20 protein-coding genes are annotated in these 26,741 nt (G+C 68.2%); 14 read left to right on the top strand and 6 right to left on the bottom strand.

Features of this window, described 5'->3' with window-relative positions; all coding sequences use genetic code 11:
* Window positions 1–109 precede the first annotated feature (109 nt).
* The 7 genes from AB0M24_RS32025 (at window position 110) to AB0M24_RS31995 (ending at window position 15,282) form a co-directional block, all read left to right on the top strand.
* Entirely contained in the window at window positions 110–6,703 is a 6,594-nt protein-coding gene (locus AB0M24_RS32025) for an SDR family oxidoreductase (protein ID WP_363776352.1), read from the top strand.
* Window positions 6,704–6,706: 3 nt separating this feature from the next.
* Window positions 6,707–10,624 carry a beta-ketoacyl synthase N-terminal-like domain-containing protein gene (locus AB0M24_RS32020; protein WP_363776349.1) on the top strand — a complete coding sequence of 1,306 codons (3,918 nt, stop codon included), beginning with the start codon at window positions 6,707–6,709 and terminating at the stop codon, window positions 10,622–10,624.
* A complete protein-coding gene (locus AB0M24_RS32015) occupies window positions 10,611–10,907 on the top strand; it encodes a phosphopantetheine-binding protein (protein ID WP_363776346.1) in 297 nt (98 codons plus the stop codon). The genes AB0M24_RS32020 and AB0M24_RS32015 overlap by 14 nt, the downstream gene beginning before the upstream one ends.
* Window positions 10,907–11,716: an alpha/beta hydrolase gene (locus AB0M24_RS32010; RefSeq protein ID WP_363776343.1), complete on the top strand. Its 810-nt coding sequence runs from the start codon at window positions 10,907–10,909 to the stop codon at window positions 11,714–11,716. Before AB0M24_RS32015 ends, AB0M24_RS32010 begins: the two co-directional genes overlap by 1 nt.
* 65 nt (window positions 11,717–11,781) lie before the next feature.
* Window positions 11,782–13,368 carry a thiamine pyrophosphate-binding protein gene (locus tag AB0M24_RS32005; protein WP_363776340.1) on the top strand — a complete coding sequence of 529 codons (1,587 nt, stop codon included), beginning with the start codon at window positions 11,782–11,784 and terminating at the stop codon, window positions 13,366–13,368.
* A gap of 29 nt (window positions 13,369–13,397) precedes the next feature.
* Window positions 13,398–14,774 carry a glycosyltransferase family 39 protein gene (locus AB0M24_RS32000; protein ID WP_363776337.1) on the top strand — a complete coding sequence of 459 codons (1,377 nt, stop codon included), beginning with the start codon at window positions 13,398–13,400 and terminating at the stop codon, window positions 14,772–14,774.
* A gap of 19 nt (window positions 14,775–14,793) precedes the next feature.
* The gene (locus AB0M24_RS31995) at window positions 14,794–15,282 is read left to right on the top strand and encodes a DinB family protein (protein ID WP_363776334.1); all 489 of its coding nucleotides are present in this window, start codon (window positions 14,794–14,796) and stop codon (window positions 15,280–15,282) included.
* Window position 15,283: 1 nt separating this feature from the next.
* Here AB0M24_RS31995 and AB0M24_RS31990 read toward each other — a convergent pair whose 3' ends face one another.
* On the bottom strand, window positions 15,284–16,012 hold the full coding sequence (locus AB0M24_RS31990; RefSeq protein WP_363776331.1) for a HEAT repeat domain-containing protein: 729 nt from the start codon (window positions 16,010–16,012) through the stop codon (window positions 15,284–15,286).
* A gap of 7 nt (window positions 16,013–16,019) precedes the next feature.
* Window positions 16,020–16,937, bottom strand: coding sequence for a LysR family transcriptional regulator (locus AB0M24_RS31985; RefSeq protein WP_363776328.1), 918 nt, complete (start codon window positions 16,935–16,937; stop codon window positions 16,020–16,022).
* Window positions 16,938–17,018: 81 nt separating this feature from the next.
* Between AB0M24_RS31985 and AB0M24_RS31980 the strand changes: the two genes are divergently transcribed.
* The 7 genes from AB0M24_RS31980 to AB0M24_RS31950 are packed head-to-tail and all read left to right on the top strand — an operon-like array spanning window position 17,019 to window position 23,887.
* Window positions 17,019–18,503 (top strand): aldehyde dehydrogenase family protein, encoded by a 1,485-nt coding sequence (locus AB0M24_RS31980; RefSeq protein WP_363776325.1) that lies wholly within the window; start codon window positions 17,019–17,021, stop codon window positions 18,501–18,503.
* Window positions 18,484–19,644, top strand: a complete 1,161-nt coding sequence (locus AB0M24_RS31975) for an FAD-binding oxidoreductase (protein ID WP_363776322.1) — start codon at window positions 18,484–18,486, stop codon at window positions 19,642–19,644. The genes AB0M24_RS31980 and AB0M24_RS31975 overlap by 20 nt, the downstream gene beginning before the upstream one ends.
* Before the next feature lie 10 nt (window positions 19,645–19,654).
* Window positions 19,655–20,773, top strand: a complete 1,119-nt coding sequence (locus AB0M24_RS31970; RefSeq protein WP_363776319.1) for a Glu/Leu/Phe/Val dehydrogenase dimerization domain-containing protein — start codon at window positions 19,655–19,657, stop codon at window positions 20,771–20,773.
* On the top strand, window positions 20,770–20,922 hold the full coding sequence (locus AB0M24_RS31965) for a hypothetical protein (RefSeq protein ID WP_363776316.1): 153 nt from the start codon (window positions 20,770–20,772) through the stop codon (window positions 20,920–20,922). The genes AB0M24_RS31970 and AB0M24_RS31965 overlap by 4 nt, the downstream gene beginning before the upstream one ends.
* Window positions 20,919–22,079 carry a CoA transferase gene (locus tag AB0M24_RS31960; RefSeq protein ID WP_363776313.1) on the top strand — a complete coding sequence of 387 codons (1,161 nt, stop codon included), beginning with the start codon at window positions 20,919–20,921 and terminating at the stop codon, window positions 22,077–22,079. The genes AB0M24_RS31965 and AB0M24_RS31960 overlap by 4 nt, the downstream gene beginning before the upstream one ends.
* Before the next feature lies 1 nt (window position 22,080).
* Window positions 22,081–23,244 (top strand): acyl-CoA dehydrogenase family protein, encoded by a 1,164-nt coding sequence (locus tag AB0M24_RS31955; RefSeq protein ID WP_363776310.1) that lies wholly within the window; start codon window positions 22,081–22,083, stop codon window positions 23,242–23,244.
* 34 nt (window positions 23,245–23,278) lie between these two features.
* Window positions 23,279–23,887 (top strand): TetR/AcrR family transcriptional regulator, encoded by a 609-nt coding sequence (locus AB0M24_RS31950; RefSeq protein ID WP_363776307.1) that lies wholly within the window; start codon window positions 23,279–23,281, stop codon window positions 23,885–23,887.
* On the opposite strand, the gene AB0M24_RS31945 is transcribed toward AB0M24_RS31950, so the two are convergent.
* The 4 genes from AB0M24_RS31945 to AB0M24_RS31930 are packed head-to-tail and all read right to left on the bottom strand — an operon-like array spanning window position 23,874 to window position 26,716.
* Window positions 23,874–24,575, bottom strand: coding sequence for a peptidylprolyl isomerase (locus AB0M24_RS31945; RefSeq protein ID WP_363776304.1), 702 nt, complete (start codon window positions 24,573–24,575; stop codon window positions 23,874–23,876). The two genes, AB0M24_RS31950 and AB0M24_RS31945, sit on opposite strands and share 14 nt — an antisense overlap.
* 51 nt (window positions 24,576–24,626) lie before the next feature.
* Window positions 24,627–24,956 carry a hypothetical protein gene (locus tag AB0M24_RS31940; RefSeq protein ID WP_363776301.1) on the bottom strand — a complete coding sequence of 110 codons (330 nt, stop codon included), beginning with the start codon at window positions 24,954–24,956 and terminating at the stop codon, window positions 24,627–24,629.
* Window positions 24,957–25,016: 60 nt separating this feature from the next.
* Window positions 25,017–25,643, bottom strand: coding sequence for a response regulator transcription factor (locus AB0M24_RS31935; protein ID WP_363776298.1), 627 nt, complete (start codon window positions 25,641–25,643; stop codon window positions 25,017–25,019).
* Window positions 25,640–26,716 (bottom strand): histidine kinase, encoded by a 1,077-nt coding sequence (locus tag AB0M24_RS31930; RefSeq protein ID WP_363776296.1) that lies wholly within the window; start codon window positions 26,714–26,716, stop codon window positions 25,640–25,642. The genes AB0M24_RS31935 and AB0M24_RS31930 overlap by 4 nt, the downstream gene beginning before the upstream one ends.
* Window positions 26,717–26,741 lie beyond the last annotated feature (25 nt).

The raw sequence follows: 26,741 nt of genomic DNA, 5'->3' as shown, positions 1-26,741 counted from the left end.
AATTCACCCCGTGGGGTGAAATGGTTCGACGACGAGGTCGAATTTCGCGCACGCCGCAGCGTCAGCTCGAATTCCGGTATCCCTCGATTCCGCATGAGGTTTCATGGACATGCCAGCACCACTTCGCGACCTCGTTGTCGGTGTCTCTCCGTGCGCTCGCCTGGTGTCCGCATTGGGCAAAGCGGGAGCGTGCGGAATTCTCGACCTCGCCGCACCCGACGCACCCGCCGGACTCGCTCTGGCCGAACAATGGACGCCTTCCGGCTACGGCGTTCGCGCGCCGAGTACCGGAACGTTCACACCATCCGACCTTCCCACGGGTGTCCACACAGTCCTGCTCGGACAGGACAGCGCCTGGACGATCGCCGACGTGACCCGGTTCCGCACGCTGGTCGAGGTCACGTCCGTCGACGAGGCCCTCGCGGCTGCTTCCGGAGCCCACGGTCTCGTCGTGGCGGGCAGCGAGGTTTCTTCCTCCTCGCTGTCGTCGTTCGTGCTGCTCCAGGCAGTTCTCGCGCTGGATCTCGGTCTGCCGGTGTGGGTGCGCGGCGGTGTCGGCCCCCGTACCGCTGCCGCCGTGAAAGCCGTCGGTGCCGCTGGTGTCGTTTTGGACAGTCAGCTTGCCCTGCTGGACGAGTCCGACCTGGACTCCGCTGCTCGCGACCAGGTGCGCCGTTCCGACTCCGCGGCCGTCCAGTTCGCCTCGCGCTACGGCACCGTGCGTCGCGTTGTCGCCGCCATCGCCGACGCGGTGACTGTTGTCGGTGGCGGTCTTCGGTGTCCATCGCTGGGTACTGCTCTGCCGATCGCACAGGGCCCCATGACCCGTGTGTCCGACGAACCTTCGTTCGCCTATGAAGTTGCTTCTGCCGGTGGGCTTCCGTTCCTCGCGTTGGCCCTCGCCGACGCCGAACGCACCCGTTCGCTGATGGAATCCACCGCTTCGCTGCTCGGCTCACTGCCGTGGGGCGTCGGTGTCCTCGGTTTCGCTAACGAGGAGATCCGCAACGCGCAGCTCGACGTGATCCGCTCACTGCGCCCGGCCGCGGCGATCATCGCCGGTGGCCGCCCGTCCCAGGCCCGCGAACTCGAAGAGCTGGGCATCACCACGTTCCTGCACGTGCCTTCCCCCGGTCTGCTGACCCAGTTCCTGGCGAGCGGTGCCCGGCGGTTCATCTTCGAGGGCTCCGAGTGCGGTGGTCACGTGGGCCCGCGGACGAGCTTTCCGTTGTGGGAGGACCAGATCGCGGTCCTCGAAGACTTCCTCGACTCTCATCCGGACGCCTCGGTCGACGTCCTGTTCGCCGGCGGCATCCACGACGCCCGCTCGTCCGCGATGGTCGACGTGTTGTCAGGCTCTTTGCAGGTGCGGGGTGCGAACGTCGGCATCCTGATGGGCACGGCGTACCTCTTCACGCAGGAAGCCGTGGCGTGCGGCGCGATCCAGCCGACGTTCCAGGACCAGGTCGTGCTCGCCTCCGGCACCGAGCTGCTGGTGTCCGCGCCCGGCCACGCGACCCGGTGCGTCTCCAGTCCGATCACCTCGGACTTCGCCGCCACCGAAGAACGCCTGCGCTCCTCGGGTGTTCCGGACCGCGAGATCTGGGAAGCGCTCGAACAGTTCAACGTGGGCCGCCTCCGCATCGCCTCCAAAGGCGTGGAGCGTCAAGGCTCTTCGCTCGTCCCCGTGTCCCCTGCCGACCAGCTCCGCAGCGGCCTCTTCATGGCGGGCCAGGTAGCCGTCCTGCGCGACGCGGTGACTTCTGTGGCCGCCCTGCACGAATCCGTCACCACCGAAGCCGCCGCACTCGTCAACCGTCCCTCCGCCGATGTCTCTCCCGCTGTCGTCCCGGCCGACATCGCGATCATCGGCATGGCGTGCGTCTTCCCCGGCGCTCCCACCCTGGAGTCCTTCTGGTCCAACGTGGTCCACGGCGTCGACTCGGTGACCGAGGTCCCGCCGCACCGCTGGGACCCGTCGATCTACTACGACACCGGCAAGTCCGCGTCGAAGTGGGGAGGCTTCCTCCCGGAGATCCCCTTCGACCCGCTGACCTACGGCATCCCGCCCTCGGCGCTGCCGAGCATCGAGCCCACCCAACTCCTAGCGCTCGAAGTCGCCCAACGCGCTCTGGCCGACGCCGCAACGACTTTCGACCGCTCGCGAGCCTCGGTCGTCTTCGGCGCGGAGTCCGGCAGCGACCTGGCGAACGCCGCCATCGTGGCCTCCACCCTGCCTTCCTACGTGGGTGAGATCCCACCGGCTCTGGCGTCCCAGCTACCGTCGCTGACCGAGGACACGTTCCCCGGCGTCCTGGCCAACGTCATCTCCGGCCGAATCGCCAACCGCTTGGACCTCGGCGGCACCAACTACACGGTCGACGCCGCCTGCGGCTCCTCCCTGGCCGCCCTCGACGTTGCCGTGAAGGAACTGGTCGCCGGCACCAGCGACCTAGTCCTGTGCGGCGGCGCCGACCTCCACAACACAGCCCACGACTACCTGCTCTTCACCAGCGTCGGCGCGCTCTCTCGCACCGGCCGCTCCCGCCCGTTCGACGCATCCGCCGACGGCATAGCCCTGGGCGAAGGCGTAGCCGTGGTGGTCCTCAAACGCCTGGCCGACGCCGAACGCGACGGCGACCGCGTCTACGCCGTGATCAAGGGCATGGGCTCGTCGTCCGACGGCAAGTCCCTGGGCCTCACCGCCCCACGCCCAGCAGGCCAACGCCTCGCCCTGGAACGCGCCTACACCCGAGCAGGCATCTCCCCGGCGTCCGTCGGCCTGGTAGAAGCCCACGGCACCGGCACAGTAGTAGGCGACCGCACCGAACTGACGACCCTCACCGAAGTCTTCCTGGACCACGGCGCGTCTGTCGGCCAAGCCGTACTCGGCTCGGTGAAATCCCAAATCGGCCACACCAAGTGCGCCGCGGGCCTGGCAGGCTTGATCAAGGCTTCTCTTGCGCTGCACACCGGAATCGCCCCACCAACCCTGCAGCTCTCCTCCCCGCAGTCCGCCTGGGACCCCACCACGTCCCCGTTCCAGTTCGCCACAACCGCGCGCCCCTGGACCGGCCCGCGCCACGCCGGCGTCTCCGCGTTCGGCTTCGGCGGCACCAACTTCCACGCCGTCCTGGCCGCCCACCCCTCCACCCCACTACGCCACGGCCTGACGTCGTGGACCCACGAACTCTTCACCTTCCGCACCCACGCCGACGCCGCCTCGTTCCTCACCACGGTGTCGGACGACATCCCGTTGCGCGACCTGGCCTTCAGCGCCTCCCAACGCTCCGACACCCGCTCCACCCCGATCGAGCTCGCTCTCGTCGCCTCCACAGTGGACGAACTCCGCACCCTCCTCACCGCCACCCTTTCCGGCGACGAACCCCGGGGCACATTCCACCGTCCGAAATTGTCAGACCCCTCTGAGACGATTGGGATGGGGGGTGTTTCCCCCCAGGGGGCCAGCCAATCGGTATCGATCCAGGCGAGCGCCACCAGCCAACCGGGCCAGTCGAGCCAAGCGGGCGCGGGCAAGGTCGCGTTCCTCTTCCCCGGCCAGGGCTCACAACGCGTCGGCATGCTCGCCGACCTCTTCGTCCACTTCCCGGAGATCCAGCACCTGCTGCACCTCCCCGAAGCACCCGCCACCGCGATCTTCCCCGGCGCCACGTTCGACGAAGCCACGACCGACCACCAGGCCGCCAACCTCAAAGACACCCGAGTCGCCCAACCAGCGCTCGGCGTCGCCGGTCTCGCCGTCCACCACCTCCTCGGCCGCCTCAACATCACCCCCGACCTCATCGCCGGCCACAGCTACGGCGAGCTCACCGCGCTGTCGGCAGCGGGATCCTTCGACGCCCCAACACTTCTGAAGCTCAGCAAGGCCCGCGCCGAAGCCATACTCAACTCCGCCAACGGCGATCCCGGCACAATGGCCGCCGTCACCGCCACGGCCGAAGAAGTACAGCCACACCTCACCGAGGGCGTGGTGATCGCGAACCACAACTCGCCCGAACAGGTCGTGATCTCCGGCGCGACCGAAGCCGTCACCAAGGCCGTCGAAGCACTCCGCAACGCGGGCCTCACCGTGAAGCCGATCGAGGTCGCCTGCGCGTTCCACAGCCCGGTGATCGCCGGAGCGGGCACGCTGTTCGCGGAAACGCTGGCCGAGGCCAAGATCGGTGAGCCGAAGCTGCCGGTCTGGTCCAACCGCACCGCCGGCCAGTACCACGCGCATCCCCGCGAGGAGTTGGCGCTGCAGGTCGGCGCGCCGGTCCGGTTCGTCGACCAGATCGAGGACATGTACGCCGCCGGCACGCGGGTCTTCGTCGAGACCGGACCCGGCACCGTGCTCGGGCGGCTCACGGCCAAGATCCTCGGCGACCGCCCGCACACGGTCGTGCAGACCGACGGCGGACTCAAGGGCTTCCTCAACGCGGTGGCCCAGCTCGCTGTGTCCGGAGTGGACGTTCGCACCGGCTGGCTGTTCACCGGTCGCGCCGAGGAGCCCGTCAAGACCGCCAAGCCCGGCTGGACCCTCGACGGCCAACTCGTGCGCACGGCGGACGGCAACTACCTGCCCGGTGGCCTCGCCCCGGCCGAGCTCGTGGAGATCTCAGTGCCGCAGATCGTCAACCAGGACGCCTTGATCGCCGAGTTCCTGCGCGCCAACCGGGAGATCGTCGCCGCCCAGCGCGACGTGCTCCTCGCCCACCTCGGCAGCGTGCCCGCGGCGCCCGCTCCCCTCACCGTGCCTGCGCTGCCCGCGCCGAAGGTCGTCGAAGAGCCCCAGCGGCAGGACGTCACCGCCACGGTCCTGGAAGTCATCGCCGACCGCACCGGCTACCCGGCCGACATGATCGAACCCGACCTCGACCTCGAAGCCGACCTCTCCATCGACAGCATCAAACGCACCGAAATCGCCGGCGAACTCGTCCACCGCCTCGGACTCGCCGACGACGAACTCGACGAGCTGTCCAAGCAACGCACCGCGCAAGCGATTGCGCAGTGGCTCGAAGCCCGCGTGACCAGCGAACCTCCCGCCAAGGACGCCACAGCCACGGTCCTGGAGGTCATCGCCGACCGCACCGGCTACCCGATCGACATGATCGAACCCGACCTCGACCTCGAAGCCGACCTCTCCATCGACAGCATCAAACGCACCGAAATCGCCGGCGAGCTCATCCACCGCCTCGGACTCGGCGACGACCTCCTGGACGACCTCGCCAAGGCCCGCACCGCCAAGGCCCTCGCGGACCAGCTCCAAGGCACCGCTCCGCAGGAAGCGACAACACCGAGGCAAGAAGGCGCGAAAGCCCTGCCACCGAAGCGCTTGCTGATGCTCGACAGCGTCATCACGGTGTTCGAGCGACGCGACCCCGAGGAGCTCAACGGCACCACCTTCTGCGTGCTGGGCATCGAGGGCGACCACCTCGGCAATGTCACCGAGCAGCTCACCTCCCTCGGCGTCACGGTCCGCACCGACGACGGACCGGCGGACGGCCTGATCTTCATCGGGTGCGCCGAGACGGACCTCTCTGAGGTGTTCCCCGCCCTGAAGACCCAGCTCGCCCGCAGGCCGAAGTGGGTGATCGGCGGCGGCAACGCGCTCGGCATGCGCGGTCTGTTCCGGACCCTCGCCCGCGAGTACACCGACAGCCAGGTCCGCCTCGTCGAGAACGGCTCGCCCGAGGACGTCGTCAACGAGCTGCTGATCAAGGACGACGAACCGGTCGTGGTCCTGCGCGACGGACAGCGGTTCGCACCCCAGCCGGTCGAGAAGACCCTGGGCGCGCTCGCGGACACCGGCGCCGGGCCCGCGGGCGACGGCGTGGCCGAGGCGGAAGCGCTGGGACTGACGCAGGATTCGGTGCTGCTCCTCATCGGTGGCGCACGAGGCGTCACGGTGCACTGCGCGAAGGTCATGGCGGCGGCCAGCAGGTGCCGCATCGAACTCGTCGGCCGCACACCCCGTGCCACCACACCGGAAAGCCCCGAGATCGCTGCGGCCCAGGACGCGCGGGAACTGCGGAAGGTGCTGGCGCGGAACGTCAGGAAGCCCGCGGAGATCGAGAGGCAGGCCAAGCTGATCCTGGCCCAGCGCGAGCTCGAAGCCACGATCACCGAGCTGAGCCGGCTCGGCAGCGACGTCCGCTACCACGCCACCGACGTGCTCGACGAAGACGCGGTCAAGACGCTCGTCAAGGAGATCCACACCGAGCACGGCCGCATCGACGGCGTCGTGCACGCGGCCGGCGTCATCGAGGACAAGCTGGTGGCGGACAAGGACCCCGAGTCGTTCCGCAGGGTGTTCCGCACGAAGGTCGAGGGCGCGAGGACACTGCTCGACGCCACTGCCGACCTGCCGAACGGGCCGAGGTTCGCGGTGCTGTTCGGCAGCATCGCGAGCACGTTCGGCAACCGCGGCCAGGTCGACTACGCGGCGGCCAACGACGCCCTCGAAACGCTCGGCGGACAGTGGGCCGACAGGACCGGAAGCCGCGCGCTGACCGTCCACTGGGGACCGTGGGCGCCGACGAAGTCCCACGGCGGCATGGTGACCGAGCAGCTCAGCGCCGAGTACGCACGGCGCGGCATCTCGTTGATGGACCCCGAGGAGGGCGCGCTCAGCCTGCTGCGCGAGCTCGCGTGGGGCGACGAGAAACTGCGGTCCGTGGTCTACACCGCGTCTGGCTGGTGAGCCGTGGTCGCCATCGCGATCGTGGGGATGTCGGTGCTCCTGCCGGGAGCACCGGACCTCTCCACCTACTGGCACAACCTGCGCACCGGCGTCGACGCGATCAGCGACGCGCCGGAGGACCGCCTCGACCCGGTGTTCTTCGGCATCGGCGACGACCGCGTGCACACCCGGCGCGGCGGGTTCGTCACCCCGCACGTCGACGTCACGCAGTTCGGCATGATGCCCGCCTCGGCGCGCGCCAACGAACCCGACCAGCTCATCGCGCTGCACGTCGCCGCGCAGGCGATCGACGACGCGGGCGGACCCGACCGGTTGCCCAACCGCGAACGCGTCGGCGTCATCGTCGGCCGCGGCGGCTACCTCACGTCCGGCACCGCCAAGGTCGACAGCCAGCTCCGCGGCACCGAACAGGTCCTGCAGACGCTCAGGGAGGTCATCCCGAACGTCACCGAAGACCAGCTCAGGCAGGTCAAGGAGGCGTTCCGGGAGACCACCGGACCGCTGCAGACCGAGTCGGCGTTCGGCATGGTGCCCAACCTGTCGGCCTCGCGCATCGCCAACAGGCTCGACCTCGGCGGCCCCGCCTACGTCGTCGACGCCGCGTGCGCGTCGTCGTTGCTCGCCGTCGACCAGGCCGTCACCGAGCTGGTCAGCGGCCGCAGCGACGTCATGCTCGCGGGCGGCACCCACCACTGCCACGACATCTCGCTGTGGAACGGCTTCTCCCGCCTCAAAGCGCTGAGCGGGAGCGGCCGGATCCGGCCGTTCCACCGCGACGCGGACGGCATCCTGATCGGCGAAGGCACCGGAATCGTCGTGTTGAAACGACTCCAGGACGCCGAACGCGACGGCGACCGCGTCTACGCCGTCATCCGCGGCACGGGCGTGGCGAGCGACGGCCGCGCGGGCAGCGTGGTCAACCCCGAGCCCGACGGCCAGGAGCTCGCCGTCCGCCGCGCGTGGGAGATGGCGGGCCTCGATCCCCTGGACACCGACTCGGTCGGCTACCTGGAGGCGCACGGCACCGCCACCCCGACCGGTGATCTGGCCGAGCTGGTCACCATCGCGCGCGTCTTCGGCCCGGCGGGCAAGACCCGCCCGGTGCTCGGCTCGGTGAAGTCGATGATCGGCCACACCATGCCAGCGGCCGGCATCGCGTCGTTGGTCAAGGCCGCCCTCGCGGTCTATCACGGCGTCCTGCCGCCCACACTGCACTGCGACGACCCGCACCCCGCGTTGCACCGCACCAGGTTCCGCGTGACGGACACCGCGGAGCCCTGGGAAGGACACCGCCGCGCCGCCATCAACGCGTTCGGGTTCGGTGGCATCAACGCGCACGTCGTCATCGAGCAGGGCCCGTCGACGGCACCGCCGATCGCCGTCCGCGAACCGGAACGCGTCCTGCTGCTCAGCGCCCGCACCCCGGCCGAGATGGCCGAGCTGCTGGACCGCGACGACGCCGAACTGCGCGACGTGATCACGGACTCCGGCGGCTGCCGGCTGGGCATCGTGGAGCCGACCGCGAAGAACCTCAAGATGGCTCGCAAGGCCGTCGCGAAGGCTCTCCCCTGGCACGGACGCGGTGATGTCTGGTTCAGCCCAGAACTTCTGCTACGAGAAGGAAAAATCGCCTTCACGTTCACCGGGCTCGAGGCAGACTTCACCCCACGCGTTGATGACGTTGCCGCTCACTTCGGGCTCACGGCACCGCAGACCTCGCACGCCGACATCACCCAGCACGGCGGCTCGGTGTTCGCCGTCGGCAGACTGCTCGACACGGCACTGCAGCACCTCGGCATCCGGCCGGACATGGTCGCCGGCAACAGCGTTGGCGAATGGAACGCCATGCTGAGCGCCGGAGTGCTGTCCGACGCGACGGCCGACGCCTTCTGGCAGGGCGAGCCGTTCCGGGCGCCCGACGTGGCGTTCGCGGCGCTCGGCTGCGACACCGCACGACTCGCGGACGTGCTGCCGGAGTACCCGGACATCGTGGTCTCCCACGAGAACTCACCGAACCAGACGATCATCTGCGGACCGCCGTCCGAAGTGGATGAAGTTGTGCAGGAGCTGCGCGACCGCAACGTCTTCGGTCAGGTGCTCCCGTTCCGATCTGGTTTCCACACGCCGATGTTGCAACCATACCTCGGGGGTCTGACACAAAAAATCGGGCGGACTCCGATGCGCCCGGCGCAGGTCCCGATCTGGTCCGCCACAACGGCTTCTCCCTATCCGGCAGCCGAACGGGAGATCCGCGAGCTGTTCCTCCGGCACCTCCTGGAACCCGTCCGGTTCCGCCAGACCGTCGAGGCCATGTACGAGGACGGCGCGCGTGTCTTCGTCCAGGTCGGCGTCGGCCAGCTGACGTCTCTGATCGACGACACCCTGCGCGGCCGCCCGCACATGGCGGTCGCCGCGAACGGCCCGCACCGCAGCGGCCTCGACCAGCTGCGGCGCGTCGCGACCGCGTTGTGGGTGGAAGGAGCGGCACCGAGGTTCGAGGCGTTGCAGGGTTTTTCGGCCGAGCCACGCGGAATGCGGCTCGATCTGGGCTCCGCTCTGGTGCGGATGGGAGATCGCGCGCCGAAACTGTCGGTGGCCCCTGCTACCGTCGCAGATGGACTGAATCCGGCGGTCGCGGCGGAGCTCGACGCGTTGTTGCGCGAGACCTCGACGGCGACCGCGGACGTGCTGGCGGCGGCAAGGCGGTCGCCGGCACCGCGGAACAAGGCCTCCCGGACGACGTTCCGGGTGTCCGTGGAGTCCATGCCCTACCTGCTGGACCACACCCTCGTGCGGCAACGCGAGGGCTGGCCGGACCTGACGGACCGGCGGCCGGTCGTGCCCGCGACCACGACTCTGCACTTCATCGTGGACGCGGCCGAACGGGCGACCGGGCAGAAGGTCGTCGCGGTCGAGCAGATCCGCCTGCTCGACTGGCTGGTGGCCGCGCCGGCGCTGGACGTCGACGTGATCGTCACCCCGTTGCCGGGCAACCAGTGCACCGTGGTGGCGGAGGGATTCGCGGCCGCGGTCGTGACCACGGCGCCGAGGTTCCCCGAGCGACTCCCTGCAAGGTGGTTCGAGCAGGCGGACGAGCCGCCGAAGCTGACGGCCGCGCAGGTGTACGACAAGCGGTGGCTGTTCCACGGCCCGTTGTTCCAGGGTGTGCGGACGGTGCACGGCATCAGTCAGGCGGGCATCCGCGCGACGTTGCAGGCGACGCTCGCGCCGGGCAGCCTGCTCGACGCCGTGGGCCAACTGCTCGCGCACTGGATGGTGGAACGTCAGCAGGACAAGCGAATCGTGTTCCCGATGGACGTGCAGCGCGTCCGCTTCTTCGGCGTGGAGCCTTCTCCCGGCGACGACGTGGAGTGCGTCCTGCGGGTGCGCGACCTGATGGACGACGAGGCGACGTTCGACGCGCAGCTCACCGTGCGCGGCGCGGTGTGGTGCGAGATCGGCGGCTGGCGCGACCGCCGGTTCCACTGCGCGCCCGAACACCAGCAGGCGTACTACTTCCCGGAGATGAACACGTTGTCCCGCCTACAGGACGACGGCTGGTGGCAGGTGCGCGAGCAATGGCCGACGGTCGCCTCGCGCGGCCTCTACGTGCGCAAGTACCTGGGCGCGCAGGAACGCGGGGACTACGAGCGTTGCTCGCCACGGCAGCAGCGCCAATGGCTGCTGGGTCGCATCGCCGCGAAGGACGCGGTGCGCGCCTGGCTGTGGGAGGAGGGCTGGGGCCCGCTGTTCCCCGCCGAGATCCTGGTGCGGGACACGGACTCGGGCCACGCGGTGAGCGGGCTGCACGGTTTGACGTTGCCGGAACTGGAGTTGTCGATCGAGACCGAGACGCCGGGCTTCGGCAGCGCTCGCGTGCTCGTGAAGGTGGATCAGGAGGAATCCCATGACCAGCACTGAAGTTCGCGGTGAGACGGTGCTCCGCGAGATCGCCGCCATGATCGAGCAGATCCTCGACGAGGCGGGTCTCGGCGAGACGGAGGACGAGATCACCCGCGACACCGTCTTCCACGCCGACCTCGAGTTGCAGAGCATCGACCTGGTCGTGCTGGCCGGCATGCTGGAGGGCGAGTACGGCGCGTCGGTGAAGCTCGCCGCGTTCGCCGCCGAGCTCAACGCCGAGCAGATCCTGAGCCTCACCGTCGGCCAACTCGTCGACTACGTGCTCCGGCAGGTGGGCTGATGGCGCACTACGAAGCGAACGGCGTCCGGCTCCACGTCCAGGAGCTCGGCGAGGGCTCCCCGGTCGTCGTCTGCATCCACGGCCTCGGCATGGACACGCTGGCGTCCTTCTACTTCACCCTCGCCGCCCCGCTCTCCGAGGCCGGCGCCCGCGTCATCACCTACGACCTGCGAGGCCACGGCCGCAGCGACAAACCGCTCACCGGCTACCGCTTCAGCGACACCGTCGACGACCTGATCGCCCTCCTCGACGCCATGGACGTCGACGAGCCAGTGCACCTCGTGGGCAACTCCTACGGCGGCTGCATCGCGTTCGGCGTCGCCGCGGCCCAGCCCTCTCGCGTCGCGTCGATCACGCTCGTCGAGTCCATGCCGGCGTTCGGCGAGAACTGGTCGGCCGGCATCGCCTACCTGTTCACCGGCGAGATCGACGGCGACCACGAGGACGTCGAGAAGCACCGGGCGTCCGTCCGCGACGAGATCCTCAGCCAGTCCAACGTCCCGGACGGCGCCCGCGTCGACCACATGATGAAGCTGTCCGGCCAGACCCTGCGCCGCACCGGCATCGCCACCGAACTGCCGTGGTCGGCCCCGAACACCGAGGAGGAGATCCGCGGTGTCACGTGCCCGGTGCTCGGCATCTTCGGCAGCCGCTCGTGGATGGTCCCGCTCGCCCCGGTGCTGCGCGACGTCCAGCCGCACGCGCGAATCGAGGTGATCGACGGCCTCGGCCACTTCATCCTCGCCGAGGCGACGAAGGAGGTGGTCGCTCTCGTGAAGGAGTGGGTGTTCGAGCCGTCCTACGCCTGACGCTGAGCACCAGACCTGCTGCGCACCCGTTGCCGAGGCCGTAAGCAGGCCTTAGCGTCGAGGTCATGCCCAAGGGTGCCGAGAGCTTGCTGGAAGTGCTGGCCGCACACGACGTCGAGGTCGTGTTCGGCCTGCCCGGCGTGCACAACCTCGCCATCTGGGAGGCACTCGAGAAGCACAAGGGCATCCGCATGATCGGGGTGCGCCACGAGCAGACGGCGGTCTACGCGGCCGATGGTTACGCACGCGCCACGGGCAAGCTCGGTGTGGCTGTGGTGACCACCGGGCCCGGCGCCGCCAACACGCTCGGGGCGACCGGTGAGGCGTGGGCGTCGGGCAGCCCGGTGCTCGTCATCGCGACGGACATTCCGTCGACGCTGCGGCAGCCAGGCGTGTACCGAGGCGTGCTGCACGAGACGCGTGATCAGAAGGCCATGTTCGGGCCGGTCACCAAGGCGTCGTTCGACGTGCCGTCCGCGCAGGAGCTGGGCGCGTTCACCGACAAGGCGGTCCAGGCGGCCACGCAGAGTCCGCACGGGCCTGTTTATCTCGGCGTGCCAACGGATTTTCTGTCCGCGGACGTATCGGGCCACACACCGGCCAGGGTCGACCAAGCCCACCTCGTCCCGGACCTCACCGAGGCCGAGAAGCTCATCGCGGCAGCCGAAAGGCCGTTGATCTGGGCGGGTGGCGGCGCGGCACGGTCGGGAGCGGGCGCCGCGGTGGGAGCGTTGGCGGACAAGCTGAACGCGCCGATCATCACCACGTACGGGGCGCGCGGCTTCACGAACAGTGCGCACGTCGTAAAGGGGCCGGTGCACGCGCCGCCGGTCGGAAAGTTGTGGGACGAGGCCGATCTGGTGATCGCGATCGGCACCGACTTCGACGGCATGATGACGCAGAACTGGTTGCAGCCCAAGCCGCCCAGGCTTCTCGCGATCAACATCGACAAGGCCGAGGCGAACAAGAACTACCCCGCCGACGTCACGGTCGAAGGCGACGCGAAAGCGGTCACCGAGTCGCTCACGGCCGCAGTCGTGGGCAAGGCAGGCGTGGTCGACGTCGAGTCGGTCAACGCCGAAGTCAGGGCGCTCGTGGAGGCGGACTCCGCTGAGGCCGCGAAGCTCCTCGACGCCCTCGAAGGCGAGACGGCCACGATCGTCGCGGACATGTGCATCCCCGGCTACTGGATCGGCGGCTTCCACCACGTCACGAAGCAACGCGGCCTCGCGTACCCGGTGGGCTGGGGCACGCTCGGGTTCGGGTTCCCCGCGGCGATCGGGGCCGCGGTCGACGGCCGGACGATCGCGGTGGTCGGCGACGGCGGGTTCCTGTTCGCCTGCGGAGACCTCGCGACGTTGAAGCAGGAGAACCTGCCGCTGACGATCGTGCTCGTCGACGACGGCGGGTACGGCATGCTCCGGTACGACCAGCAGATCGCGAACCACACCATCAGCGGCGTGGACCTGACGAGGCCCGACTTCGCCAAGCTCGCGGAGAGCTTCGGGATTCCGGCGGTCACGCTCGACGGGTTCGACGGGCTGAAGGAAGCGTTGGGCAACACCTCCGGACCAGCCATGATCGTGGTCAATGCGGGCCTCAAGCCGCCCGTCAACACCTCACCCCGCTGGTACCGGAAAAACACCTCCTGATCAGCCGTCCACTCGGTACCGTCCGGCCCATGAGACGTGGGCTGGGGATCGTGCTCGCTGTGCAGGCAGTGGTGCTGACCGCGTTGTCGGGGCGCTACGGGTTCCACCGGGACGAGCTGTACTTCATCGCCGCGGGAAAGCGGCCCGCCTGGGGCTACGTGGACCAGCCGCCGATCACGCCGATCCTCGCCCGGTTGAGCACCGAGGTGTTCGGCGAGACTCCGATGGGCCTGCGGGTGATCGCGACGATTCTCGCGCTCGCCATCACGGTGGTGGTCGCGTTGATCGCGAAGGAGTTCGGAGGCGGTGCGGTCTTCGCGGCCGCCGCGTCGGCGACGTCGACGTTCGTGCTCGCGGTGAGCCACATGCTGTCGACGGCCACGATCGACCTGCTGATCTGGGTGCTCATCGGGTACTTCGCGGTCAAGCTGCTGAAGACGAGGGACGGTCGCTGGTGGCTCGCCCTCGGTGCGACGGCCGGTGTCGGGCTGTCCAACAAGTGGCTGCTGCTCCTGCTGCTCGCCGCTCTGGCGGTCGCGTTGCTGATCACCGGGCCGCGGGACGTGTTCCGCACGTGGTGGCTGCCTGCCGGGCTGGCGGTGTGCGCGGTGATCGCCGCGCCGGTCGTGCTCTGGCAGGCGATGCACGACTTCCCGTTGCTCACGGTGGCGCGCGGCATCAGCGAGGACGACGGCTTCGAGAACCGCGTCATGTTCGTTCCCATGCAGCTCGTGCTGCTGGCACCTCTGCTGGTGCCGGTGTGGGTGATCGGCTTCCGGAACCTGTGGCGTGACAGGACGTTCCGTTCACTGGCGTTGGCCTACCCGATCCTGTGCGTGCTGTGTCTCGTGACGGGCGGCAAGCCCTACTACGCGGTACCGCTTCTGCTCGTGCTGCTGGCCGCCGGCGCACGTCAGGTCCAGGAATGGTTGTTGCGCCGCAAGGTGCTCGGTGGTGTGCTCGTGGCGCTGCACCTGCCGGCCATGATCGGCTCACTGCCGATCCTGCCGCCCAGCGCGCTCGGGCCGGTCATCGCCATCAACCCCGAACAGGGCGAGCAGGTGGGCTGGCCGGAGCTGGCGAGCACCGTGCAGAAGGCGTGGCAGGCGAACGGCCGCCCCGTCGTCATCACCAGCAACTACGGCGAGGCCGGCGCGGTCGAGGCTTATACGAACGTTCCCGTGTACTCGGGCCACATGTCCTTCTACGACTGGGGACCGCCCCAGACGTTGGACAAGAAGGTGCTGCTCGTCGGGTTCGGCAGGCTGCCGTTCGACGGGTGCAAACGCGTTGCTCAACACCGCAACGTCATCGAGAACGAAGAGGACGGCACGGAGCTGTGGATGTGCACGGCGCCTGCGGGCACATGGGACGAAATCTGGCCGACGCTGCGCCGCTACTACTGATCTGAGCCAGAATCCAGGCATGATCGAACGCACCTGGCCGAACTCCCGCGCGACGGACGAAAGCGTGCTCGCGTGGGAGTTCCTGGACTTCCTGCGCAACACCGCGGTGATGAAGGTCGACGGCTTGACCCGCGACCAGGCTGTGGCGGCCCCGATCGCCACGTCGCCGAAGCTCACCGCGCTCGGCGTGCTCAAGCACCTCGTCGCCGTCGAACGCTACTGGTTGGGCATCGCGGGCGCGGGCCTCGACCTGCCGTCGCTCTGGGAGGGCAGCCCCGACCCGTCGTGGGACCTCACCGACGACGACACGCCTGAGTCGCTCATCGAGGCCTACCAAGAGGAATGGGCCCACGCCGAGGCCCTCAAGAAGCACAGCCCGGACGACAACGCGGCGAACGACAAGTTCACCGTTCGGTGGATCCTGGCCCACGTGGCACAGGAGACCGCGCGGCACGTGGGCCATCTGGATCTGCTTCGCGAGCTCGCGGACGGTCAGACCGGCGAGTAGGTCACTCTTCGCCTTGCCAGAGCGGGATCAAGGGAGCGACGACGCCGTCCAGTGCGTTGTCGACGACGGCACCGGCCAGCGGCATGAGCGTTGCTCGCGACCAGAGAAGGCGTTCACGCAACGCGGGCAACGCCAATGCCGCGGCGGCTTGCTCGATCACTTCTTGGCGGTCGTGGTGCAGGCACCGCACCAACGCCTCGGCCGCCGAGCCGATCTGCACGCCAGACCTCGCGAGACGGCGAACCGCTGCCGCCGCCTCGGTGCGGACCCACCACTTCGGGTCGCGCAGGCGGCCGATGATCGGCGGGAGGGCGGCCGGGTCAGCTGTGTCCCCCAGCGCCGTGACCGCTATCTGGCGGCGAGTGGCGAGCCAGTGCGTCGCGTCCGGCGTGACGCGCTCGACCGGATGTGCGTCGCGCAGCCTGGTGATGCCGTAGAGCCACACCCACGGGCTGCGGTAGACCTCCTGCCCGAGCCAGCGGCGGACCGGACCGTCGGTCTCCTCGTAGAAATGACGCAGGGCGTAGCCCGGGTCGCGGTGCGGATCGCGCTCCGCGAGCACCCGGCAGAGCAGCGGGCGCGCCGGGCCCGCTTCGTCGAGGCTGTCGAGGATGATTTCCTCGACACCCGGTTCGTTGCTGTCGATCAGAATTCTGATGTGCGCACGCAGATCCGGCGAACCCCAGTCCCGGATCCCAGCCAGCGCCCCATCGCTGCTGAGTTCCCCCATTTCTCCATCATGGCCGATTTATGAAGCCGCCCACAGCGTTTTGGCAAACTTCCTGGAGAGCGTTTACCGCGTCGCGCAGCAACGGGTTGGTATTCGCCGTGCGGTGGACAACATGCACGTGCCTGCGCAAGGGCTTGTGCCGCAACGGCATTGCGTGCGTGCCCGGTAGCGCCTTGTAACCGAGAGCGGGTACAAGTGCGACACCGACCCCGGCTGCGACGAGAGACTGCACGACTTCGTAGTCGTTGCTTCGGAAAGCAATTCTCGGCGCAAATCCCGACGCCGCGCACAGACGCGTGAGACAGGTGGCACCGGATGTGCCGTCGCGCGACGCGATCCAGCGTTCGTCTTTGAGATCTTCGAGTCTGACGTTGTTCTTCGCGGCCGGGTGCTCGGCCGGCACCATGACCAGGAGCGACTCGTCCAGCAACGGCAGCACCGTCAGTTCTTCCGGCCAGGTCTGCGGCACCAGGTCGTAGGCGTAGACAAGCGCGAGGTCGAGCTCGCCGGTCAGCACGAGCGGCAGCACGTCCTCCGGCTCCGCCTCGTCCAGCCGGATCTCGGCGTCCGGCAGGTCGGCGGACAGCTTCGCCAGCGCCTTGGGCACCACCCGCGAGCTCGCCGTCGGGAACGTGCCGATGCGCAAGCGACCGCGCAGGCCCTGCACCATCGCCTTCACCTCGTGCTCGAAGCCGTCGAACGCGGCGAGCAGCTCGCCCCCGCGGTCGGCGATGAGCAGGGCGGCGCTGGCCGGCCTGATCGAGTGCGCCTCACGTTCGAAGAGCTCCACGCCGACAGCGCGTTCGAACGCGGAGATCTGCTGCGACACGGCCGACGACGTGTAGCCGAGACGGCGGGCCGCCTCGGCGAACGAGCCCGTCTTCACGACCTCGACGAGCGTGCGGAGATGCACCGGGTTGAGCACCAGGACAGCTTATGCTCGACGTCGCGAGGTTTCATTCTGCAACCCCTGGCGGAACCACCAGGTAACTACCAGGGTGGAGGCATGCCGTATGTCTCCACGAACCCGTCGAACACCTCCGACGTGGTCACCGAGATCGAGCTCGGGACCAGCCGCACCTTCGTCGACGCAGCACAGCGGGCGAAGGCGGCACAGCGCGCGTGGGCTCGCGTACCCGCTCCCGTCCGCGGACAGGTCATCGGCAACATCGGCCGGCTCGTCGAGGCGAACTTCGAAGCGCTCGCCCAGCTGGTGACCCGCGAGATCGGCAAGCCGATCGCGGAGGCGCGTGGCGAGGTTCAGGAGATCGTCGACACCGCCAACTTCTTCGTCGGCGAGGGCAGGCGCCTCTACGGGCAGACGGTCCCGTCCGAGATGGCGGACAAGCAGCTCTTCACCTTCCGCAACCCGGTCGGCGTCGCGGCGATCATCACCGCCGGCAACTTCCCCGTCGCCGTGCCGTCCTGGTACATCATCCCGGCGCTGCTGTGCGGCAACTCCGTCGTGTGGAAGCCCGCCGAGTACTCCGCCGCGTCCGCCCAGGCCTTCTACGACGTGTTCCAGGCAGCCGGCATCCCGGACGGCGTGTTCGAGATCGTCTTCGCCGAGGGGTCGGAGACGTTCAACGGCCTGGAGCAGGCGCTGCAGCAGGGCCTGGTCGACAAGGTCGGCTTCACCGGGTCCAGCGAGGTCGGCGTGCGGATCGGCGAACTGTGCGGCCGGCACCTCCAGACACCGTGCCTGGAGCTGGGCGGCAAGAACCCGATGGTCGTCACCGAGGACGCGGACCTCGACCTGGCCGTGCAGGGCGCACTGTTCGCCGGCTTCGGTTCCGCCGGCCAGAGGTGCACCTCGCTCGGCACGGCGATCGTGCACGAGTCGGTGTACGACGAGTTCCTCACGCGGTTCGTCGACGCCGTCGCCGCCGCCACCGTGGGCGACCCGACCGGCGATGTGCTCTACGGACCGTTGCTGGACGAGAAGTTCGCGCTGGCGTACGAGAAGTACCTCGGCTGGGTCGGCGAGCACCACACGGTGCACGGCCCGACCGGCCGCATCACGGACTCCAGCCCCCGCAACGGTTTCACCGGTGCCAACGGCTTCTTCTACCACCCCGCAATCGTGTCCGGTGTGCGTGCCGACGACGAGCTGTTCCTGCAGGAGACGTTCGGCCCGATCGTCGGCGTCATGAAGTACTCGGACCTGGACGAGGCGATCGAGCTCGGCAACAAGCCGGGCTACGGCCTGTCGTGCTCGATCTACACCACGGACCCGAACAAGGCCTTCCGGTTCCGCGCCGGCATCTCCGCCGGCATGGTGAGCGTCAACAACTCGACGTCCGGGGCCGAAGCGCACCTGCCGTTCGGCGGAAACGGCAAGAGCGGCAACGGCTCCCGGCAGTCGGGCGTGTGGGTGCTCGACCAGTTCACCCGCTGGCAGTCCATGAACTGGGACTACTCCGGGAAGCTGCAGAAGGCGCAGATGGACACGCTCGAGATCGGGGCGAACCTTGACTTCCGCCTCACCTGAGCTGCCCGCTCAGGCAGAGGTCGTCGTCATCGGCGGCGGGGTGATGGGGACATCCATCGCCTTTCACCTCGCCGAGGCAGGAGTCCGGGATGTCGTGGTCGTGGAGAAGGATGAGCTGGGTTCCGGCTCCACCTGCAAGGCAGCGGGTGGGGTGCGCGCCCAGTTCTCCGACGAGCTGAACATCAGGCTCGGTGCCCGATCACTCGAAGCGTTCCAGCGCTTTCCGCAGCGGCCCGGGCAGGAGATCGATCTGCACCAGGTCGGCTATCTGTTCCTCCTTTCTTCTCGGGAACACGTCACGGCGTTCGAGCGCAACGTCGACCTCCAGAACTCCCTCGGAGTGCGCAGTCGAATGCTGACTGTCGAGGAAGCACGACAGATGTCGCCGTTGATCGAAACGGACGGCCTGCTCGCGGCGACCTTCTCTCCGGACGACGGACACTGCACTCCTGAGTCCGTCGTCCTCGGTTATGCCACCGCGGCCCGCCGATTCGGTGTCCGCTTCCACACCAGAACCACCGTGAGATCGATCGTAGGGACGGGGTCTGACACTTTTCGCGTGCAGACCGACCGGGGCGCGGTTTCCACGCCGAATTTGGTCTGCGCGGCCGGTGCGTGGTCGCGGGAGATCGGCGAGATGGTGGGCGTTGACCTGCCGGTTTCTCCCTTGCGGCGACAAGTCATGTTCACCGAGCCCATGCCCGAGCTACACGAACGGGTGACTCCCTTCACCATCGACTTCGGCAGCACCTTCTACTTCCACCGCGAGGGCCAGGGGTTGCTGTTCGGCATGTCCGACCCCGACGAGACACCGGGTTTCAAGCTCGATATGTCCGACGCGTGGCTGCCACGGCTCACCGAAGCGATCGGCAGGCGCGCGCCGAGGTTGTTGGACGTCGGTGTGCGCAACGGGTGGGCGGGGCTGTACGAGGTGACGCCGGACCACAACGCGCTGATCGGTTCGGTGGGCCGGTTCTTCTACGCCACAGGGTTTTCCGGGCACGGGTTCCTGCAGGGCCCGGCGGTCGGCGAGGTCGTGCGCGACCTCGTGCTGGATCGCGAGCCCTTCGTCGACGTGTCCAGTTTGGACGCCTCCCGTTTCGCCGCCGACCAGGCGCGGCCGGAACTCAACTGCGTGTGAGGGAATGCTGATGGACGTTCTCCAGCTCATGGACGAGTGGGGACCCGAGAAGGTCGTCTGCGTGTCCGACCGGCGCACCGGCATGAAAGGTGTGCTCGTCATCGACAACACCGCGCGCGGTATGGGCAAGGGCGGCACGCGGATGAGTCCTTCCGTGACGGTCGCGGAGATCGCCCGCCTCGCGCGCGTGATGACGTGGAAGTGGGCGGGAGTCGACCTGTTCTTCGGCGGGGCGAAGGCCGGGATCGTGTTCGATCCTTCTTCTCCCGACAAGGAAGCGGCGCTGCGGGCGTTCGCGCGCAAGCTCTCCAACGAGGTGCCGCGCGAGTACGTGCTCGGGCTCGACATGGGCCTCACCGAACGGGATGCCGCGATCGTCCAGGACGAACTGTCGGACCGCGGCGCTATGATGGGCGCACCGGCTCAACTCGGCGGTCTTCCGTACGACGAGCTGGGCGTCACCGGGTTTGGCGTGGCCGAGGTGGCGGACGAACTGATGTCGTTGCGCGGCAAACGCATCGCGATTCAAGGTTTCGGCGCGGTCGGTGCCGCGGCAGCTCGACGCTTCGTGGAGCTGGGTGCGGTCGTCGTCGCGGTGTCGTCGGTGCACGGCGCGTTGGTGGATCCCGATGGTCTGGACGTGGCACGGCTGCTGGACTTGCGAGCGTCGTCCGGTGATCTCGCGGTCAAGGAGTACGGCCCCGTGCAGGCGTTGGGTGCCGAGCTCCGGGCGTCGTGCGACGTGCTGGTGCCGGCCGCGATGCAGGACGTGATCGACGCGGATCTCGCGGGCGAGCTCGACACCACCTTGGTGGTCGAGGGCGCGAACCTGCCGACTTCCGTTGCGGCGCAGGAGGTTCTGGCCGCGCGCGCGATCACGGTCGTGCCGGACTTCATCGCGAACGCGGGCGGCGTGGTCGCGGCGGCGTTCGGGATGGACGCGCGATACTCGCCGTTCCCGGTGAACCCCGCGACGGTGCTGGACGCGGTGTCTTCGAAGCTGAGGGCGAACGCGGCGCACATCGTCGTGGAGGCCAGAGAACGAGGCACCACAACACATGTGGCCGCGCGCGAGCTGGCGCAGGAACGCGTGCTGGCCGCGATGAAGCTGCGGGGGCGGGTCGCATGAGCTCGCTCGGCGGAGTGGTGATCGCGGGAGCGTTCGGTGTGGACGCGTCGGAACTCCGGAAGCGGGGTCGCACGAACCCACTCGACGACGTGACGACCGCAGGAGCGTTCGGTGTGGACGCGTCGGAACTCCGGAGGTGCGGCGCATGAGCGGCATCGACGACGGGACGGCGCCCGAGGTGGACGCGACGTCCGGCGAGCCGAACACGGCCACGTCGGCGGCGGGTTCGCTCGACGGTGTGGTGATCGCGGACTTCAGCCGGGTGCTGGCCGCCCCGTACGCGACGATGATGCTGGGCGACCTCGGTGCCGAGGTGATCAAGGTCGAGCAGCCCGGCCGTGGCGACGAGACTCGCACGTGGGGTCCGCCGCACTACGAGGACGAGGCGACGTACTTCCTGTCGGTCAACAGGAACAAGTCGTCGGTGCAGATCGACCTGTCGACGGAGGCAGGCCGGGAGCAGGCGCGCGCGCTCATCGCTCGGGCGGACGTGGTGGTCGAGAACTTCAAGCCGGGCACCATGAAGAAGTTCGGGCTGGACTACGAGTCGTTGGGGCGTGACGACCTCGTCTACTGCTCAATCTCCGGGTTCGGTTCGGGCAAGGGCGCGGACCTGCCCGGCTACGACCTGCTCGTGCAGGCCGTGGGCGGGTTGATGAGCGTGACCGGGCCTGGGCCGTACGAGCCGGTGAAGACCGGGGTGGCGTTGGTCGACGTGCTGACCGGGTTGCACGCGTGCGTCGGGATCCTGGCGGCTTTGCGGCACCGGGAGGCGACTGGGCGGGGTCAGCTGGTCGAGCTGGACCTGCTGTCCGTGCTGCTGTCGAGCATGGTGAACCAGAGTGCCGGGTTCACGCTCGCGGGGTCGGTGCCGAAGCCGATGGGCAACCGGCATCCGTCGATCGCGCCGTACGAGGTGTTCCCTACGGCCGACCAGCCGATCGTGCTCGCGGTGGGCAACGACCGGCAGTTCCGGCGGCTGTGCTCGGTGCTCGACGTGCCGGAGCTGGCCACGGACGAGCGGTTCCTGACGAACGCCGACAGGGTCGAACACGTCGACGCGCTGTTCGAGGTGCTGCAGGCGCGGCTTCGCACGCGTCCGGCACAGCACTGGTTCGAGACCCTGACGCCGCTCGGTGTGCCGTGCGGTCCTGTGAACGACATCGCGCACGCGTTCGCGCTGGCCGAGTCGCTCGACCTCAGCCCCACCGCGACGATCGACGACATGACGCTCGTCGCGAACCCCATCCGCCTGTCGCGCACGCCGGTCACCTACCGGCTGCGCCCGCCGAAGCTGGAGCCGTGAAGTGCAGGACCCGTTGCAGTTGCTGGACATCCCGTCGTTGCTGGGCGACGAGGAGCGCGACATCCAGGCCACGGTCGCGGCGTACCTGACGGACCACGTGCGGCCGCACATCGGCGCGTGGTTCGAGGAGGGCATCCTGCCGCGCGAGCTGGCGCGGGAGCTCGGCAAGCTCGGGGTGCTGGGCATGCACCTCGAGGGCTACGGGTGCGCTGGGACGTCCGCGCTGGCGTACGGGCTCGCGTGCCTGGAGCTGGAGGCGGTGGACAGCGGCATCCGCAGCTTCGTGTCGGTGCAGGGGTCGCTGTCGATGTACTCGATCTGGAAGTACGGGTCGGAGGAGCAGAAGCAGGAGTGGCTGCCGCGCCTGGCCGCCGGTGAGGCGATCGGCTGCTTCGGGCTCACTGAGCCGGACTTCGGCTCGAACCCGTCCGGGATGCGCACGCGGGCTGTCCGGGACGGGTCGGACTGGGTGCTGAACGGCACCAAGATGTGGATCACCAATGGTGGTCTGGCCGACGTCGCGACGGTGTGGGCGCAGACAGAGGAAGGAATTCGGGGATTCCTCGTTCCGCGCGGGACACCGGGATTCGAGACGCAGGACATCAAACACAAGTTGTCAATGCGAGCATCCGTCACTTCCGAACTGATTTTGACGGACGTGCGACTCCCCGAAAGCGCACGACTACCCGTTGCGACCTCCCTTCGCGCTCCTCTTTCGTGTCTGAACGAGGCGCGTTTCGGGATCGTGTTCGGCGCTGTCGGTGCCGCGCGTGATTCGTTGCAGGCCGCATTGGACTACTCCGGCACGCGAATCCAGTTCGACAAGCCGATCGCCGCGTTCCAGTTGACTCAGCGGAAGCTCGCGAGCATGTCCGTGCAGGTCAGCAACGCGATGCTGCTGGCGTTGCACCTCGCGGGACTCAAGGAGGCCGGCACGCTGAAGCCCGAGCAGATCAGCATGGGCAAATACAACAACGTGGAGGCGGCCATCGCGATCGCACGGGAAAGCCGGACGATCTTGGGCGCGAACGGCATCTCGCTCGAGTACTCACCCTTGCGGCACGCCAACAATCTGGAGTCGGTCCTCACTTACGAGGGCACTTCTGACATCCACCTGCTATCCATCGGCCACGCATTGACCGGAATCGCCTCATTCCGCGGATAGTTCACCTTATCCTGCACTCGCCGTCGTACGCGGGTTGGAGGATGCCCTGCCGGAAGAGACACGCAGCCGCAGTGACGCGCGCCGCAACCGCAAGCGATTGCTGGACGCGGCCACGCACGTCCTGCGGGCTGAACCTGCCACGGCGACGATGCAGTCGATCGCCCGCAAGGCCGCGCTCTCGCAAGCGACGGCGTACCGCCACTTCCCGTCCGTGGAAGCGCTCGTAGCGGCCTATCACGAGGACGTCATGACGTCGTTGGCCGAACACGGCGAACGGTCGCACAAGGACGGCAAGGAGCTGTTCGAACACCAGGTGACGCGCTGGGTGAAGATGCAGAACGTGCACGGTCCGGTGATCGTGCGGTTCTGGTCCCAGCGCGGTTTCCTGGAACGCCTGCAGTCCGCCGATGTCATGACAACGTTGTCATCCCAAGCGTGGGACCGGGCACTGCGAGGAGTGCTGGTGGACCTGGCGCTGCCGGACGTGCTGCTGACCGTAGCCCAGTTCCTGCACCAGGCCATGTTCGACCCGAGGGAGATCAACGACCTCATGAAAACCGCCGGACTCCCTGACGAGCAGGTGGTCCGGCGGCTCTCGGATGCGTTCTACGGAGCGTTGCGGGGGTGGGCTAACACACCGTGACGCGCTTGAGCTCCGACTTGAGGTTGGGGCGACCGTCCAGCGGGTTCTCCCCCGCGATGCCACCGGCGGCGATCTTGTCGAGGGTCTTCAGGCCCTCCGGCAGGATCGCGCCGAACACCGAGTAGTTCGGGCGCAGGATCGAGTCGGTCTGCACGAGGAAGAACTGGCTGCCGTTCGTGTCCGGGCCGGCGTTGGCCATCGCGAGCGTGCCGCGCGGGTAGATGCGGCGCAGGCCGGTCGGGTCGTTCGGGGCGGGCTTCAGGTCGGTCGGCAGCTCGTCCTTGTACTTGTAGCCGGGGCCGCCCTCGCCCGTGTTGGACGGGTCGCCGCACTGCAGCACCTTCAGCGTCGGGTACGCGGTGAGGCGGTGGCACTCGGTCTTGTCGTAGAACCGGTGCTCGGCCAGGTGAACGAAGCTGTGCACCGTGCAGGGCGCCTGGGAGCGGTCGAGGATCATCGGGATGTCCCCCTGGTTCGTCCTGATCTGGACGAACACCTTTCCCTTGGTACGCTTGGGGTCCTTGAGCACGGGCACCGGACGCGCGGGAGGCTCCTCCGGCGTCTTCGTGATGCCGCAGTCGATCCGGCCTTGCGCGTCCTGGGCTTCGACCTGGGCCGAAGCGGTTCCAGTCGTGATGAATCCGACGGCCAGGGCCGCCACTGCCAGACCAGCTGCGATTCGCCTCATGCGCGTTTCCTAGTGGAGCTGACCGCGACCCGGCAAGGTTTAACCAATCACTCAGTTGTCCGTGTCCTCGGTGATCTCGTACTCGCAGGCGGCTTCCTTGCCGGCGTTCGAGATCTCCTTCTCCTTCTCGACGCGGAGCTTGCAGGTGACCTGGCTGTCCGACTTGACCTTCAGGCTGATCTTGCCGAGCGAGTTGGCGAGCATGGCGCGGTTCTTCACCGGCAGGTCAACGGTTTCCGTCTCGGACGCGCCACCCGGAACGACGAGGCTCAGCTCGGCCTTGCCGGTGCCCTCGATGTCGTAGAACGCCTCGTACGTGTAGCTCTTCTGGCCACAAGCAGCGAGCGCCAGCACGGGAAGCAGCAGGAGGAGTTTCTTCATGACTCGAATTCTGGTGATCGGCTCGCGCCGGTACTTCTGTCTGCAGACGGGTTGTGGGTCCTACTTTTGGCCGACCAGGCGGGACTCCCAGGCCCAGGCGGCGATCTCGACGCGGTTGCGGGCGTCCAACTTGGACTGAACGCTCGCCAGGTGCGTCTTCACCGTGCCGATGGAGATGAACAGCTCTTGCGCGATCTCCGCGTTCGTCTTGCCGATGGCCGCCAACCGCACGACGTCCAGCTCACGCGCGGAGAGGTTGTGCGGCTGTTGGGCTGTCGGCGCGTTCATGTGCTGCAACAGCCTGACGGTGACTGACGGGCTGATGAGCGCATCTCCAGTGACAGCAGCACGAACCGCTTCGATGAGCAGGTTCGGGCCCGCGTCCTTCAGGAGGAAGCCACACGCGCCGTTCTTGAGCGCTGTGTGCACGTACTCGTCGTGGTCGAACGTCGTGCACACAACTACGTGCACGTCGTTCGCGATCTGTTTGAGCGCTTCGAGTCCGTCCATGCGGGGCATGCGGATGTCCATCAACGCGACGTCCGGCTTGGTGCGGCGTGCTTCGGACACGGCCTCGACGCCGTCCTGCGCCTCCGCCACCACTTCGATGTCGGGCTCGGCTCCTAGAATCATGCCGAACCCGGTGCGCACCATCGCCTGGTCGTCCGCGACGAGAACCCTGATCACGCAGTCGCCTTTCCTGTCGGGAGTGCGGCGTCGACGACCCATCCGCCGTCGATGCCGGGCCCCGCCTTGATCCTGCCACCGAGCGCCTGCACGCGTTCGGTGAGTCCGATGAGACCGAAACCGTTGCCCTGCCTCGCGGGCTTGCCGTCGTTGGCGACCCTGACCGTGACCCAGTCGGGTGACGTCTGGATGTGGACGTCCACTTTGGTCGCTTCCTGGGCGTGTTTGCGGATGTTGGTCAACGACTCCATCACCACGCGGTGCACGGAGCTGGCGACTTCCAACGGCAGGTTCGCCGTGTCGCCGTGGACTTCGAGGGTCGCTCGGGGTTCGGCCTCGACGAGCGGCTCGATGTCGACGATGCCCGCGACCGGTGCCACGGGGGCGTCGTCGCGGAGCATGCCGACCATGCGACGCATCGCGGTCATGGCTTCGCCACCAGCCTGCTCGATGCGTTCGAGGGCCTGTTTCGCCTGTTCGGGATTGCGTTCGACGATCCGGCTCGCACCCTGGGCGAGCACGACCATGCCGGTGATGTGGTGGCCCACGAAGTCGTGCAGGTCCCGCGCGAACTCGGCCTTCTGCTCGGCCTTCACCGCCGTGACCTGCTTTTCACGGGCGTTGTTGAGCAGTCGCAGGTATCCGACGAGCGCGAGGACGCTCGTCGCCACGACCAGAAGGGCCATCGCCTGGGTGAGATCCCCACCCGTCGGCGACGAGCTGAGCGGCTGGGTGACCAGCGCGACGAGGACCAAGCCGACCAGGGGCGCGTCCCACCACGACCTCGCCCTGTTCGTGGTCACCGCCAGGACACCGGCCAACGCGAGGCCCTCGGCCAGGCCGAACTCCTTCTCGGTCGGGTCGACCACGGTGAGGGTGAGGCACGCGGCGGCGGCCACGGCGACCAGTACCCGGTTGTGCGGCAGCAGCCAGGCCAGCGTCGGCAGCACGATGCACGCGAACGAGGCCCAGCCCGTCCACGGGTACAGGCCCGGCGAGTTGAAAAGACCGTAGTAGGCGTCCACGAACGCGGCGGCGACCAGTGCGGCGATCGCGCCGGACTTCCAGAGCATGGCCATGACCTTATGCACTTGTGCG

This window comes from Lentzea sp. NPDC051838, from assembly GCF_040681245.1.
Lineage (GTDB): Bacteria > Actinomycetota > Actinomycetes > Mycobacteriales > Pseudonocardiaceae > Lentzea.
The sequence above is the reverse complement of the archived record's forward strand: the minus strand, read 5'-3'. Positions and strand labels throughout refer to the sequence as shown.

Excerpts from the sequence above, each read along its gene's own strand:
- AB0M24_RS31960 (WP_363776313.1), top strand. The coding sequence starts at position 20,919 with ATGAGCGGCATCGACGACGGGACGGCGCCCGAGGTGGACGCGACGTCC.
- AB0M24_RS31945 (WP_363776304.1), bottom strand. The coding sequence starts at position 24,575 with ATGAGGCGAATCGCAGCTGGTCTGGCAGTGGCGGCCCTGGCCGTCGGA.
- AB0M24_RS31930 (WP_363776296.1), bottom strand. The coding sequence starts at position 26,716 with ATGCTCTGGAAGTCCGGCGCGATCGCCGCACTGGTCGCCGCCGCGTTC.
- AB0M24_RS31980 (WP_363776325.1), top strand. The coding sequence starts at position 17,019 with ATGCCGTATGTCTCCACGAACCCGTCGAACACCTCCGACGTGGTCACC.
- AB0M24_RS32025 (WP_363776352.1), top strand. The coding sequence starts at position 110 with ATGCCAGCACCACTTCGCGACCTCGTTGTCGGTGTCTCTCCGTGCGCT.
- AB0M24_RS32005 (WP_363776340.1), top strand. The coding sequence starts at position 11,782 with ATGCCCAAGGGTGCCGAGAGCTTGCTGGAAGTGCTGGCCGCACACGAC.
- AB0M24_RS31990 (WP_363776331.1), bottom strand. The coding sequence starts at position 16,012 with ATGGGGGAACTCAGCAGCGATGGGGCGCTGGCTGGGATCCGGGACTGG.
- AB0M24_RS32015 (WP_363776346.1), top strand. The coding sequence starts at position 10,611 with ATGACCAGCACTGAAGTTCGCGGTGAGACGGTGCTCCGCGAGATCGCC.
- AB0M24_RS31970 (WP_363776319.1), top strand. The coding sequence starts at position 19,655 with ATGGACGTTCTCCAGCTCATGGACGAGTGGGGACCCGAGAAGGTCGTC.
- AB0M24_RS31940 (WP_363776301.1), bottom strand. The coding sequence starts at position 24,956 with ATGAAGAAACTCCTCCTGCTGCTTCCCGTGCTGGCGCTCGCTGCTTGT.
- AB0M24_RS32000 (WP_363776337.1), top strand. The coding sequence starts at position 13,398 with ATGAGACGTGGGCTGGGGATCGTGCTCGCTGTGCAGGCAGTGGTGCTG.
- AB0M24_RS32010 (WP_363776343.1), top strand. The coding sequence starts at position 10,907 with ATGGCGCACTACGAAGCGAACGGCGTCCGGCTCCACGTCCAGGAGCTC.
- AB0M24_RS31965 (WP_363776316.1), top strand. The coding sequence starts at position 20,770 with ATGAGCTCGCTCGGCGGAGTGGTGATCGCGGGAGCGTTCGGTGTGGAC.
- AB0M24_RS31995 (WP_363776334.1), top strand. The coding sequence starts at position 14,794 with ATGATCGAACGCACCTGGCCGAACTCCCGCGCGACGGACGAAAGCGTG.